General features: G+C 60.3%; 12 protein-coding genes. 7 read left to right on the top strand and 5 right to left on the bottom strand.

Going from position 1 to position 12,691, the window contains the following annotated elements; all coding sequences use genetic code 11:
• Window positions 1-89 precede the first annotated feature (89 nt).
• Entirely contained in the window at window positions 90-1,181 is a 1,092-nt protein-coding gene (locus tag OP496_RS09540; RefSeq protein WP_280563391.1) for an AI-2E family transporter, read from the top strand.
• A gap of 87 nt (window positions 1,182-1,268) precedes the next feature.
• On the opposite strand, the gene trxA is transcribed toward OP496_RS09540, so the two are convergent.
• On the bottom strand, window positions 1,269-1,592 hold the full coding sequence (trxA, locus tag OP496_RS09535) for a thioredoxin (RefSeq protein WP_280563390.1): 324 nt from the start codon (window positions 1,590-1,592) through the stop codon (window positions 1,269-1,271).
• Window positions 1,593-1,851: 259 nt separating this feature from the next.
• Here trxA and cysB point away from each other — a divergent pair, with 259 nt between their 5' ends.
• Window positions 1,852-2,823 carry an HTH-type transcriptional regulator CysB gene (cysB, locus tag OP496_RS09530; RefSeq protein WP_178999988.1) on the top strand — a complete coding sequence of 324 codons (972 nt, stop codon included), beginning with the start codon at window positions 1,852-1,854 and terminating at the stop codon, window positions 2,821-2,823.
• A gap of 97 nt (window positions 2,824-2,920) precedes the next feature.
• Here cysB and OP496_RS09525 read toward each other — a convergent pair whose 3' ends face one another.
• From OP496_RS09525 to pabB, 4 genes are all read right to left on the bottom strand, one after another.
• Complete coding sequence (locus OP496_RS09525) at window positions 2,921-3,541, bottom strand: phosphoadenosine phosphosulfate reductase family protein (protein ID WP_280563389.1); 621 nt, start codon at window positions 3,539-3,541, stop codon at window positions 2,921-2,923.
• A gap of 166 nt (window positions 3,542-3,707) precedes the next feature.
• Window positions 3,708-4,490 (bottom strand): ABC transporter ATP-binding protein, encoded by a 783-nt coding sequence (locus tag OP496_RS09520; RefSeq protein ID WP_280563388.1) that lies wholly within the window; start codon window positions 4,488-4,490, stop codon window positions 3,708-3,710.
• Window positions 4,487-5,545, bottom strand: a complete 1,059-nt coding sequence (locus tag OP496_RS09515; protein WP_280563387.1) for an iron ABC transporter permease — start codon at window positions 5,543-5,545, stop codon at window positions 4,487-4,489. Before OP496_RS09515 ends, OP496_RS09520 begins: the two co-directional genes overlap by 4 nt.
• Before the next feature lie 8 nt (window positions 5,546-5,553).
• Window positions 5,554-6,936: an aminodeoxychorismate synthase component I gene (gene pabB, locus OP496_RS09510; RefSeq protein ID WP_280563386.1), complete on the bottom strand. Its 1,383-nt coding sequence runs from the start codon at window positions 6,934-6,936 to the stop codon at window positions 5,554-5,556.
• 127 nt (window positions 6,937-7,063) lie between these two features.
• On the opposite strand from pabB, the gene OP496_RS09505 reads away from it, so the two are divergent.
• From OP496_RS09505 to prpD, 5 genes are all read left to right on the top strand, one after another.
• The gene (locus tag OP496_RS09505; protein WP_280563385.1) at window positions 7,064-7,906 is read left to right on the top strand and encodes an alpha/beta hydrolase; all 843 of its coding nucleotides are present in this window, start codon (window positions 7,064-7,066) and stop codon (window positions 7,904-7,906) included.
• Between the two features lie 163 nt (window positions 7,907-8,069).
• On the top strand, window positions 8,070-8,846 hold the full coding sequence (locus tag OP496_RS09500) for a GntR family transcriptional regulator (RefSeq protein WP_280563384.1): 777 nt from the start codon (window positions 8,070-8,072) through the stop codon (window positions 8,844-8,846).
• Window positions 8,843-9,724 (top strand): methylisocitrate lyase, encoded by an 882-nt coding sequence (gene prpB / locus OP496_RS09495; protein ID WP_280563383.1) that lies wholly within the window; start codon window positions 8,843-8,845, stop codon window positions 9,722-9,724. The genes OP496_RS09500 and prpB overlap by 4 nt, the downstream gene beginning before the upstream one ends.
• 70 nt (window positions 9,725-9,794) lie before the next feature.
• On the top strand, window positions 9,795-10,922 hold the full coding sequence (prpC, locus tag OP496_RS09490) for a 2-methylcitrate synthase (protein ID WP_280563382.1): 1,128 nt from the start codon (window positions 9,795-9,797) through the stop codon (window positions 10,920-10,922).
• A 40-nt stretch (window positions 10,923-10,962) separates the two neighbouring features.
• Window positions 10,963-12,447, top strand: a complete 1,485-nt coding sequence (prpD, locus tag OP496_RS09485; RefSeq protein ID WP_280563381.1) for a 2-methylcitrate dehydratase — start codon at window positions 10,963-10,965, stop codon at window positions 12,445-12,447.
• Window positions 12,448-12,691 lie beyond the last annotated feature (244 nt).

The raw sequence follows: 12,691 nt of genomic DNA, 5'->3' as shown, positions 1-12,691 counted from the left end.
TATTCTCGTGTGGCGTGATGTGGCGTTTGTGCAAGTAACCCCTGCCAGGCAGAATAGGGTCTTGGTTTCGTCAAGGATGCGAACGCCCCATGTCCCCCGGACACGACCCCGGTTCACAGAACCTCCCTCTCAACCTGATGCTGACGCTGGCGTCTTTGGTGGTCATCGTTGGCGGCATGCAAGCCGGCTCCGACTTGCTGATCCCCATATTGCTGTCGCTTTTCATCGCCGTCATCTGTACATCGCCGGTACATTGGCTGCATGAGCATGGCTTGGGCATGCGGTTGTCGGTGTTGGTTACGTTGCTGATACTCGGCGTGTTGATGACCCTGTTGGGTGCACTGCTCGGCAATAGTTTCACGACCTTCATGAACGCCTTGCCCAAGCTTCAGGAGCAACTGCAAGAGCACTATCTGACCGTGCTGCGGTGGCTGGCGGAGCAGGGAATCTCTATCAACCCCCAGGGTGTCTCGCGGCTTCTCGATGCTTCCCAGGCGACCGATTGGGTCCCCGTCTTTCTGGGCAGCGTGGGTAACCTGCTCTCGCAGAGTGTTGTGATCATGCTGTTGGTGATCTTCATGTTGTTCGAGACCCTGGAGTTCCGCAACAAGATCTCGCAGGCCTTGCTCAATCCGGCGCCGAGTCTCCAGCGTTTCACCGAGTTCAGTCGCAATCTCAAGCGCTATCTAGCCATCAAGACGGTGATCAGTCTGGTGACCGGCGTGCTGGTGTGGGGCACGTGCGTGGTGATCGGTGTCGACTTCGCGCTGTTATGGGGGACCCTGGCGTTCTGTCTCAACTACATTCCCAATATCGGTTCGGCCTTGGCGGCCGTTCCTGCCGTGCTCTTGACCTTGGCGATGCCGGAAGGAGGCCCCTTCAAGGCGATGCTGCTGGCAGGTGCCTATCTGGCGATCAATTTCCTCATGGGCAATATCATCGAGCCACGGATCATGGGGCGTACAATGGGGCTCTCCACGCTGGTGGCCTTCTTGTCGCTGGTGGTATGGGGATGGATCTTCGGGCCGGTGGGGATGTTGCTGTCGGTGCCGTTGACCATGACGCTCAAGATTGCCCTGGATAGTCATCCCGAGACGCGTTGGCTGGCGAGATTGCTGAGTCCTTCCGAGCGCGTGCAACGTCGTCGTGCTGAGATGAACCCGGAGCCACCTCCCGACTAGCCTATGCTTCGATGATCCCGTAACGACAATCGCCCCGCATGAGCGGGGCGATTGTCAGCATGCTTCGATAGCTTAACGCCGTTGATCTCAGGCGTTCTGATCGATGAACTGTGTCAGCTGTGACTTGGACTGTGCACCGACCAGGGAAGCGACCTTGGCGCCGGATTTGAACATCATCACGGTCGGAACACCGCGCACGCCTTGTTCGGCGGCGATTTCCGGTGCGTCGTCGACGTTGATGCTGACGACTTTGACGCCACCGGCCTTCTCATCGGCGACTTCATCGACGACGGGGGCCATCATCTTGCAAGGGCCGCACCACGGTGCCCAGAACTTGAGCAGTACGGGCTGTTCGGCATTGACGACTTCCTGCTCGAAGTTAGCGGAGGTGACATCGACATTATTAGCCATTACGAATCTCTCCAGTATTCCGTTGCGCTTTCGCGAGCGTAGATGAGGCGATGGTAGCCGTTGACCATGGCCCTGGCAAATGCCCCATCGGTATGGTGACAATAGCATCAGCCTATCATGTCGGCGCTTTTTCACGCACCACCATGGTGCGGTATTGCCAGGGTGTCGACGCTCTTCTACTCTCGCACCATATGCTTTAAAGTAATCACAAATTTAAATTTTATGCCATAAAAGATTGCTAGGTCGGGAGGCATCGCTCATGAAACTCCAGCAACTGCGCTATATCTGGGAAGTTGCCCGGCACAACCTGAATGTCTCCGCCACCGCGCAAAGTCTGTTTACTTCTCAGCCGGGCATTTCCAAGCAGATACGCTTGCTGGAGGATGAGCTGGGGGTGGAAATCTTTGCGCGTAGCGGCAAGCACCTGACTCGTGTGACACCGGCCGGCGAGGCAATAATCGAGTTGGCCGGCAAGGTGCTGCGCACCGTCGACAACATAAAGCACGTTTCGCAGGAGCACAGCGACGAGCGGCGCGGTAGCCTATCGATCGCCACTACTCATACCCAGGCGCGTTATGCCCTGCCGCCGGTCATTCATGAGTTCCGGCAGAAGTATCCCGATGTCGCCCTGCACATGCAGCAGGGTACGCCCAAGCAGATCGCTCAGATGGTCAGTGAAGGGCAGGCTGATTTCGCGATCTGTACCGAGTCGCTGGAGCTTTTTACCGATCTGGTGCTGTTGCCATGCTATCGCTGGAACCGCTGCGTGCTGGTTCCACAGGACCACCCCTTGGCGTCGGTGGAAACGCTGACGCTCGAAGCCCTGGCCGAGTATCCGCTGGTGACCTACTTGTTCGGCTTTACCGGTCGTTCGCAGCTCGACGATGCCTTCAAGGCGCATGATTTGACACCCAACGTGGTACTCACCGCTGCCGATGCCGATGTCATCAAGACCTACGTTCGCCTGGGGCTCGGGGTGGGTATCGTCGCGCACATGGCGGTCGACCCTGTCGTCGATCGCGACTTGGTAGCGCTCGATGCCAGCCACCTGTTCGAAAGCTCGACGACCAAGATCGGTATTCGCCGTGGCACCTTCATGCGCGGCTTCATGTTCGACTTCGTCAATCGCTTCGCCCCCCACCTCGATCGAGACAGTATCGAAGCTGCGCTGGCGGCAGGGCCACGTCACGAACAGGTTCTGTTCGAGGGCATCGAGCTGCCGGTGCGCTGAGAGCGGCCCGGAAAGACGAGAATGCCGATGCTCCGTGGAGGTGGGCATCGGCATGGCGCGCGTTCGTGTCATTCGTTCGATGGTTGGGGTTTAACGCCTAGTGCTGAAGATGCAGCCCGCACTCGCGCTTGTCTTCCACCTTGGTCGGGTCGAAGTAATCGAAGTTGTTGGGTAGATCGTGCTTCTGCAGGTACTGATACATGTCCTTGGCGCTCCAGTGCAGCACGGGCGCGACCTTGATCAAGCCATCCTGATTGACCGAGACCGGCTGCATCTGGGCACGTTCAGCGGTGTCCTCGGCGCGCAGCGCGGTGAGCCAGACACGCGGCGCGGCCTCGCGCAGCGCCCGCTGGAATGGCTCTAACTTGACTTCCTCAGTGAACGCCGCGTGGCGCGGATCGTCGATGGTTGGAAACTCACCCTCGACGGCATCGCGATGCGCGCGTGAGCGGCGCGGATGATAGATCGTCAAGTTGAGGTCCAGCTGACGGCTGATCTCTTCTGCGAAGCGATAAGTGGCCTCGGTGTTATAGCCTGAGTCCATCCAGACCACGGGAATGTTCGGCTGCACCTGCGTGATCATATGCAGGATCACTGCCTCGAAAGGCCGGAAGTTGGTCGTGCAGATCGCCTTGCCATCGAGCGAGAGTGCCCAGCGAACCAGGGCCTCCGGGTCGTGGCCAAGATCGCGATTGATGGCATCGATATCGAGGGACATGATGAGCTCCTGTGGAAGGTGGCGTGAAGTCTGTCGACTTCGACGAATGGATATACCCTAGCAAACCGCCGAAACGATCCCCCAATATCGATTGGTTCGAAGCTTATATACCTTTAACGAAGGTTTCGGGTTACTTGTTAGAACTTATCTGCATTAAATCCTGTGTTCATCGCCCCAATGAGTGAATCGCTGTGAGGGGCGTGATACGCGGCGGTTCGTCGTCCGGCCATTCAATGTGCGCCTCGATGGCATAGACATCGCGTAGACGCGCATGGGTCAGGACGCCGCCGGGAGTACCACTGGCGGCGACGCGGCCTGCCTTGAGCATCCATACATGCTGGGCGAAGCGCGCCGCCAGGCTTAGGTCGTGAATGGCGATGACGACGATGATATGGCGCTGTGCTGCGAGTCGAGTCAGCCAGTCGAGCACTTGCAATTGATGATGCAGATCCAGCGCGCTGGTCGGTTCGTCGAGCAGCATCAGCGACGGCTCGCGCGTCACGGCTTGCGCGATGGCGACCCGTTGACGCTGCCCGCCCGAGAGCTGGCTCAATTCATGCTCGGCCAGCGGTTCCAGTTCCAGAGCCTGAAGTGTCTCCTGCACCTTGAATAGCGCGCGTTCATGTGGCTCGTGAATGCAGGTGCGACGTGCCAGCAGCACGGCCTCGAATACGTTGAGGACGGCGCGGGAGCCGAGTTCTTGCGGTAAGTAATAAAGATGTCGGGCACGCTGTTCGAGCGATAGTGCCGCCAATCCCTGGCCATGCAACATGAACGAACCGTTGGCGCGTTGGAGGCCGGCGACGGCCTTGAGCAGTGTGGATTTCCCGGCACCGTTGGGGCCGACCAAGGCAGTGATCTCGCCCGGTCGGGCCTCGAGGCCGGCGATACCCTCGAGGATGGGTGTGTCACCCAAGCGGCAATCGAGGCGTTCGAGTGTTAGCGTCATCTCCATATCTCCTTGCGGCTGCGCAGGATCAGCGAGACGAAAAACGGCAGCCCGATGAGTGCAGTGAGCAAACCGATCGGCAGCAGAATGCCGGGCACCAGCGTTTTCGAGAGGATCGAGGTGACGGACATGATCAGTGCCCCGCTGAGGGCGGACATGGGCAGAAAGACACGCTGATCCTCACCGACTAGCAAGCGAGCGATATGCGGGCCCACCAAGCCGACGAAGCCGATCGTCCCCACGAAGGCCACGGCGGTGGCCGCCAACAGCGAGCAGCACAGAAGAATACGCAGCCGCAAGCGCGCGACATCGATGCCCATGGCCTGGGCGTGAAGATCGCCCAGGCGCAGCGCGGTGAGTCGCCAGCCGGCATGAAGAAATACCGGCAGCGTCACGCAAAGCGCCAGTGTCGCCAGGCCGACCTTGCCCCAACTGGCCTTGCCGAGGCTGCCCAGTGACCAGAACACCAGTTGCTGCAAGGCCTCGGGGGAAGCGACGTACTGCATCAGGCCGAGCATGGCGTTGAAGAAGAACATGATGGCGATGCCCATCAGCACCAGGGTCTGCACGCTGACACCACGCAGGCGACTCACGCCCCAGATGATAAGCGATGCGGCCAGGGCCAGCAGGAAAGCGTTGCCGGTGACCAGTAACGTATCGGCGAAGGGCACGATGCCGACGCCAAGAGTGATAGCGAGCGCTGCGCCGACACTCGCCGCCGAGGAAATGCCCAGCGTGAACGGGTCGGCCAGGGGGTTGTTGAGGATAGTCTGCATCTCGGCGCCAGCGAGTGCCAGGCTCACACCGACAACGATTGCCATCAAGGCCACCGGCAGACGAATGTTCCACACGATGACGCGCAGCGCATCCGACGATTGATTCGGCGCGACGAGGGTCATGAGCACATCGCGCAACGGATAGTGACCTGGGCCGGTGGCGATATCGGCGATGACCATGGCGAGCGTTAGTACGCTGACGCCGACGATGAGACGCCGCTGACGGCGCCGACGCATGCGATACCGGCTGACGCTGTCGGTAGACGCGGATTCAGGCATAGCGGTTGTCATTCGTTCAGGATACGCGATTCGTTGCGCTCATGCGGCTCTTCGGTGCCGAGCGCCTCCATCAGGCGCGAAATCTTGGCGAGTGTCTCTTGGTATTCGGCTTCCTCGTCGGAGTCCGCGACCAGGCCACCACCGCCCCAGAGATGCAGTTGCCCGGCATCCGCCACGGCGGTGCGGATGGCGATGGAGGTATCCATTCGTCCGCGCACATCGACGTAGCCGATGCTGCCGCAATACACGCTACGGCGACTGGGTTCGAGACTGTCGATGAGCTGCATGGCGCGGATCTTGGGCGCGCCCGTGATCGAGCCGCCGGGAAACGCCGCTCCCAGAAGGTCCAGCGCATGGCGTGTCGCGTCGAGTTTACCGGTCACCACGCTGACCAGGTGGTGAACATTGGCGTAGCTCTCCAGGCGGCATAATTGGGGGACGCGGACGCTCCCCGGCTGACAGACACGCCCCAGATCGTTGCGCAGCAAGTCGACGATCATCACGTTTTCGGCGGTATCCTTGAGGCTGTCGCGCAGCTCGCGGGCGTAGCGCCGATCCTCGATGGTAGTGTTGCCGCGCGGCCGGGTGCCCTTGATGGGGCGCGTTTCTACGCGTCCCTCGACGACTTCGAGGAAGCGCTCCGGCGACAGCGACAGAATGCCCTTGTCGTCCCAGGCGAGGTAGGCGCCATAAGGTGTTGGCGTGGCTTGGCGCAGTCGCCGATAGGCGTGCCATAAATCGCCTTGGTAGGGGGCGCTGAAACGCTGGGCCAGGTTGATCTGGTAACAGTCGCCACTGCGGATGTAATGCTGTACGGCACGGAAGCGCTCGCCGTAGGCGACGCGGTCGAGTTCGCCTCGAAAGGGGGAGAGCAACTTGAATGTCGAGTCCAACGCTGGCGCGACTTTTAGCCATTCCCACACCTGGGCGCGCCGCGCCGGTGTAGCCACGAGCCAGGCTTGGCGAGCGTGATGATCGTGGATGAGGGCCCAGTCGTAGAGTCCGACACGGCTGTGGGGCAGCGTGACTGCCTCGCAGGCATGATCCGCAAAAGTCTCCAGGTGACGCCCGAAATCGTAGCTCCAGTAGCCGATCAAACCACCCAGAAACGGCAGCTCGCTCGTCACGCCAGGGTCGGGAAGGTGCTCGAGCAAGGCACGCTGAGCGGCGAGTGGGTCATCAGGAAGGTCCGCGATGTCACTAGTCACCCGGCCGTCTCGGTTGACCTCCAGCCAGGCGATGGGGTCGCAGCTAAGGATGTCGTAACGTCCACCGGGAGCCGCCGGGAAGCCGCTGTCCAGCAGTACGGCGCCGGGGCGACGGCGCATGCGCTCGAAGCGTGCCAGCGGGTCGCCATGATAGGGCAGGGGCGTCAGTTCGAGTCTCGGCATCGGTGCAGCGTCCTGTCACGGGCGGCTCATTGTAGGGAAACTAGCCGGATTTGTCCGCTCGTGAGCGTGTGCGGATAATAACGGCCATTCAACGCCCCAGAGGCGCGGCACATAGAGGATGACGAATATGACAATGTCGCCGGATGAGGGCGAGGTGCGGCAAGGCATATTGGTGCGCCCGGATCAGCAGTGCCATTGGCGTCGCCTCGAGCGTCGCGAGGGCGCGGGCAATGTGGTCATGCTGCACGGTGCCGGGGTAGCGGCCGAGCTGACCTGGGGGCCGATGGTGACGTATCTCGATACCTGGCGAACGTTCCTGATGCCCGACTTGCGGGGCATGGGGGCGACGCGTGCGATAGATGATCGTGAGCGGCCTTTCTCGCTGGATGACGTCGTCGACGATATCGAAGCCGTGCTCGACGCCCAGAGTATCGATCAATGCGATGTCATGGGCTATTCGTTTGGCGGGCTGGTAGCGATGCGTCTCAAGCAACGCTTAGGCGCCCGTATTGAACGTACGATGCTGCTCGAGCCCGCACTTCTGGAGCGCGAGGATCACGCGACCATGGTACGGGTGCGCGATGGCTATGCCGAGGCGGCGTGTGCCATTCGCGAGGCACCGACACCGGAAGCGGGTATCGTCGCCTTTCTGGATTTGATTGCGCCGCATCGATCGCGCAACCCACGAGCCGAGCGCATGATGATACGCCGTCTCGCGTACCGTCCCCAAGGGTTCGCCAATGCGCTGGATTGCGTGACCGATGCCGTTCGGCATCTCGACCGCGATGCCCTGCTCGAAGCGCAATGCGACGTCACGAGCGTCGTGGGGGGCAAGAGCCTCGCGGCCATGCAAGCCTACCACTCAACCTTGGCGCAGCGACGGTCCGACTGGCGCTACATTGAACTGCCGGGCACTGACCATTCCCTGCCGTTTCAAAAACCCCGGCGACTCGCCGGCCTGTTGCAATAAGCAGCTTCGCTTAATAAGGATGAAGATGAGTAATTGTCGACAACGTGGTCACCGGTGAGTGCTGGCCATGCGGCGAAAGGTGTAGGAGCGCCGGGCTTCAGGCAGTTGACCCTTTTGGAGTAGATTACTAAGGTAATGCTTATTCTTTATTGTCGACAATTACATGACGCTTCCTCCTTTACCTCATAACGCCGATTCCCATGATGCTTGGCAGTCGGCGACTGGTCATGACGACGCTCCCGAAGTGCGCACACTCGCCGAGCGCGTCTTTCACCAACTTCAAAGCGCCATCGTGCGAGGTGAATTGGCATCCGGTGCCAAGATCACCGAGCCGGGCCTTGCCAAGACGTATGGCATTTCGCGCGGCCCGCTGCGCGAGGCCATGCGACGCCTGGAAGCCCACCGCTTGATCGAGCGTGTCCCGCATGTCGGTGCGCGCGTAGTCAAACTCTCCATGCGTGAACTGCTGGAGTTGTTCGATCTGCGCGAAGCCCTCGAGAGCATGGCGGCGCGCCTGGCGGCGCGATACATGACGGCGCCTGAAATCGCCGGACTGCGCGATGTGCTGGCGATCCACGAGCGTCAGGAGGACCTGCAGCGCGACGAGGCCTATTTCCAGCGCGAGGGTGACCTGGATTTCCACTACTGCATCGTGCAGGGCAGCCACAATCGCATGCTGATGACCATGCTTTGTGACGACCTTTATTACCTGGTGCGTCTTTACCGCACGCAATTCAGTGCCAGCGGCGCGCGCCCGCAGCGTGCCTTCGTCGAACACCATCGTATCGTCGATGCCATCGAGGCAGGCGACGAGGAACTGGCCGAACTCTTGATGCGTCGCCACGTCAGTGCGTCTCGCGAGAATGTCGCCAAGCATTATGCCGAGACACTCGACGAGCAGGCGTCCCAAACCCGTTTCGAGGAGAATACGACGTCATGAGCCATCCTACTCCCGGTGCACGTTTTCGTGCGGCACTCGAGGCGCATCGCCCCTTGCCGATCGTCGGCACCATCAATGCCTATACGGCGCTCATGGCCGAGAAAGTCGGCCATCCGGCGATTTATCTCTCCGGAGGTGGCGTGGCCAATGCGTCCTTCGGCCTGCCCGATCTGGGCATGACCACCATGAACGATGTGGCCGAGGACGCCCGGCGTATTACGGCAGCCTCAGAGACTCCGCTACTGGTCGATATCGATACTGGCTGGGGCGGAGCGTTCAATATCGCGCGCACCATCAAGGAAATGCAGCGCGCTGGCGTGGCGGCGGTGCACCTGGAAGACCAGGTGGCCCAGAAGCGCTGCGGACATCGGCCCAACAAGGCCATCGTGTCGCAGCAAGAGATGGTGGATCGCATCAAGGCGGCAGCCGATGCGCGTCTGGATGACGATTTTTATCTGATTGCGCGCACCGATGCCTTCCAGAAGGAAGGGCTGGAAGCGGCCATCGAGCGCGCCAATGCGTGTCTCGAGGCCGGTGCCGATGCCATCTTCGCCGAGGCCGTGCATACCCTCGAGGACTATCGCGCGTTTTGCACGCGCGTCAATGCGCCGATCCTGGCCAATATCACCGAGTTCGGCGCCACGCCATTGTTCACTCAACAGGAACTGCATGATGTGGGTTGCCGCATGGTGCTGTATCCGTTGTCGGCGTTCCGGGCCATGAATGCCGCGGCACTTGAGGTGTACCGCAGCATTCACGACAACGGACATCAGCGCGATGTCCTCGACAAAATGCAGACGCGCGATGAGCTTTACGAGTTTCTCGATTACCACGCCTTCGAGCGCAAGCTGGATGCCCTGTTCGACGAAGACAAATGAACGGGCGGCATGGCTATGCACTATCGGTATGAGGCAACAACGATAACGATCTGGCACAAGGAGGCTCGCCATGGCGGATAAAACGCCTACCAGTACCGGCCTGCGCGGCATGAGCGCCGGCAGCACCGCGTTATGTACCGTGGGCCAGTCCGGCTCGGGGCTGACGTACCGTGGCTATGACATTCACGACCTTGCCGAGCAGGCGCGCTTCGAGGAAGTCGCCTATCTATTGTTCAAGGGGAAATTGCCCAATCAGGCGGAGCTCGAGGCCTACGTGGCCAGACTCAAATCGCTACGTGGCCTGCCCGCTTCGCTGCAGGCCGTGCTTGAACAGATTCCCGCCGATGCTCACCCGATGGATGTGATGCGTACCGGGGCGTCCATGCTGGGCAATCTCGAGACGGAGGAGGACTTCGCCGCGCAGCAGGATAAGAGCGACCGGATGCTGGCGGCGTTTCCCTCGATCATCAACTACTGGTATCGCTTCAGTCATGACGGCGTGCGGATCGATACCGAGACAGACGATGACTCGGTGGGCGGCCATTTCCTGCATTTGCTGCATGGCAAGCCGGCCTCCGAGCTGCATGCACGAGTGATGAACGTTTCGTTGATCCTGTACGCCGAGCATGAGTTCAATGCCTCGACCTTCACTGCACGCGTGTGCGCCTCGACGCTGTCGGACATTCATTCCTGCGTGACCGGCGCCATCGGCTCGTTGCGCGGTCCGCTGCATGGTGGAGCCAACGAAGCCGCGATGGCCATGATCGAGAACTGGCAAACGCCGGAGGAGGCCGAACGCGAGCTGATGGGCATGCTCGAACGCAAGGAAAAGATCATGGGCTTCGGGCATGCGATCTATCGCGAATCCGACCCGCGTAACGCCATCATCAAGCAGTGCTCGAAACGTCTCGCGGACGACGTGGGCGATACGGAGCTCTATCCCGTCTCCGAGCGTGTCGAGGCGGTGATGTGGCGGGAGAAGAAACTGTTCTGCAATGCCGACTTCTTCCACGCCAGCGCCTACCACTTCATGGGTATTCCCACCAAGCTATTCACCCCGATCTTCGTGTGCTCGCGCCTCACCGGCTGGTGTGCCCATGTGTTCGAGCAGCGCGAGAACAACCGCATCATTCGCCCCAGCGCGGATTATGTAGGGCCGGAGAAGCGCGACTGGGTGCCCATCGAGCAGCGTCAATAATACTGGCTTCGAGCTTCGAGTCTGACTTCAAGGAATCAACATGAGTGCCAACGTCGAACAGAACCAACGTCCTGACTACGATCCCGAGCTGCAGGCCATCGCCGATTATGTGCTGGACTATCGCGTCACCGGGCAGGAGGCACTGAAAACCGCCCGTTACTGCTTGATGGATACACTGGGGTGCGGCTTGTTGGCACTGCGCTTTCCCGAGTGCACCAAACATCTAGGGCCGTTGGTCGAGGGGACGGTCGTACCGCACGGTGCGCGTGTGCCGGGTACCCAGTTGCGTCTCGATCCGGTCAAGGCAGCCTGGGATATCGGCGCCATCATTCGTTGGCTGGATTACAACGACACCTGGCTGGCAGCGGAGTGGGGGCATCCTTCAGACAATCTGGGGGGGATCCTGGCGATTGCCGATCATCTATCGCAAAAGCGCGTAGCCGAAGGCGAAGCACCGTTGATCGTGCGTGATGTACTCGAGGCGATGGTCATGGCCCATGAGATTCAGGGCGTACTGGCACTCGAGAACTCGTTCAATCGGGTAGGGCTAGATCATGTCGCCCTGGTCAAGGTGGCGTCTACCGCAGTGGTCGCCAAACTGATGGGAGCAGACCGTGAACAACTGCTTGCCGCGCTGTCGCATGCCTTCGTCGACGGCCAGAGCCTGCGCACTTATCGGCATGCGCCGAACGCCGGGTCACGTAAGTCCTGGGCGGCGGGCGATGCAACCTCGCGCGGCGTACGCTTGGCGGATATCGTCATGCGTGGCGAAATGGGGATTCCCGGTGTGCTGACTGCGCCACAATGGGGCTTCTATGATGTGCTGTTCTCCAAGACCAACAAGGATCAGAAGCTCAAGCCGGAAGAAGATCGCCACTTTCGTGTCAGTCAGGACTATGGCTCCTATGTCATGGAAAATGTGCTGTTCAAGATCAGCTTTCCGGCGGAGTTCCATGCCCAGACCGCCTGCGAAGCAGCCGTGACGCTGCATCCTCAGATCAAGGACCGCCTGGAGGACATCGATAAGGTCGTGATTACCACCCATGAATCGGCGATTCGCATCATCTCCAAGGAAGGGCATCTGGCCAACCCCGCCGACCGCGACCATTGCCTTCAGTACATGACGGCTGTCCCCTTGATCTTCGGACATCTGGTCGCCGAGCATTACGAAGATGCTTTCCATGCGGCGAATCCGGTCATCGATCAATTGCGTGACAAGATGGAAGTGGTTGAAGACGCACGTTACAGCCGCGAGTATCTCGAGGCCGACAAACGCTCCATCGCCAATGCGATTCAGGTGTTCTTCAAGGATGGCAGTAAGACCGAGCAAGTGGCTGTCGAATATCCCATCGGCCATCGTCGGCGCCGGGAGGAAGGTATGCCCCTCCTGGAAGCGAAGTTTAGCGCTAATCTCGCGACACGATTCCCGACGCGTCACTGCGATGACATTCTGGCGCTGTGCGCGGATCAGGCGCGCCTGGAAAGCACCCCTGTACACCGTTTCGTCGATAGCTTTGTAATCTGAGCAAAAACCCCTTGCGTTCGCGTCGGCGGATCCGTAAAGTACGCATCCGCTGCCGGCGACGGGGTTCGTGGCCGGCGGTGAAGGGGTGGCGCAAGTGGCTGACTTGCTTGAGAAATTCAAGCCTTCGGGTGGCTTCTCGCTTGACAGTAACGCCGATTTCGGTAGAATGCGCCGCATCTCGAAAGGCCTCGGGCAACGCCGCGATTGAAAGCGTTGCCAAGCATTGTCTCGCCGGCTTCGGCCT

Origin of the sequence: Chromohalobacter sp. 48-RD10 (genome assembly GCF_029889785.1) — a bacterium.
GTDB lineage: Bacteria > Pseudomonadota > Gammaproteobacteria > Pseudomonadales > Halomonadaceae > Chromohalobacter.
The sequence above is the reverse complement of the archived record's forward strand: the minus strand, read 5'-3'. Positions and strand labels throughout refer to the sequence as shown.